General features: G+C 46.7%; 1 protein-coding gene and 1 pseudogene. Both read left to right on the top strand.

Features of this window, described 5'->3' with window-relative positions; translation table 11 throughout:
• Window positions 1-532: pseudogene (locus tag R7E78_RS25075) on the top strand (AAA family ATPase); the annotation flags it as partial.
• Window positions 533-545: 13 nt separating this feature from the next.
• A partial coding sequence (gene cpaB, locus R7E78_RS25070) for a Flp pilus assembly protein CpaB (protein ID WP_276451679.1) occupies window positions 546-923 on the top strand: 378 nt, incomplete at its 3' end.

The following is a 923-nucleotide window of genomic DNA, read 5'->3' as shown; positions in this document are numbered from 1 at the left end:
TAGCGAGCACAATAGAGTTTGGATTGCGCCGCTGCAAATGATGGCAAACAACGGCATTTTGGTTATTGACGATTTAGGACGTCAAGCCATGCCCGTTGATGCGTTGTTGAACCGCTGGATTGTGCCGATGGAGTATTTGTTCGACCATCTAGCACTGCCTAACGGCCAACAAGTTACCGTGCCATTTATGCTGACATTGGCTTGCTCATCCAACTTTGCACCGAGCAAAATTGCAGACCCTGCTTTTTTACGTCGTCTTGGTTACAAAATCGAGTTTAAACCACTGAGTTTGACTGACTATCAAGCCTTGTGGATGTCTCTCGCCAAAGACTATCAGATGACGTTAGTACCAGAGTTTTTCGAAACGTTAAGCCAATTACACCGTGACAATGATGTCGCTTACTTCCCTTGCTTACCAAAAGATTTATTGGGCATTAGCCGAGATATTTTGGTGTTCGAAGGGAAAGAGAAGATCGTCTCGTCAGACATATTAACTCGTGCCTGGGGACTGTACTTCACAGTGGATGAATAGGGAGATTTAAATTATGAGTCGGACTCAAGTCATCATGTTATTGCTGCTCTCCATTGTTTTCGGCCTTGCTGCCGTATTAATTGCCAAACAATGGATGGACGGCAGAAACCAGCCAACAGTAGAGCTCGAAGAGGTGGAACGTCACCCTGTTGTAGTCGCTACGATGGAGCTGGAGCCAGGCACCATTTTGGATGAAAAGCATTTAACCACCAAGTTAATGGAAGTGGACTGGATAGACGACGAAACACTCAAAGTGCCTGAGCAAGCTTTGGGACGTATCGTTGCAAACACCATTTACGCGGGCGAGTTAGTCAATCCTAATCGTCTTGCTCAACCTGGAGAGGGCGCAACGCTTGCGGCCTTAATTCCTGAGAACAAGCGAGCAGTCACC

The organism is Vibrio sp. YT-19(2023) (assembly GCF_033337395.1).
The sequence above is the reverse complement of the archived record's forward strand: the minus strand, read 5'-3'. Positions and strand labels throughout refer to the sequence as shown.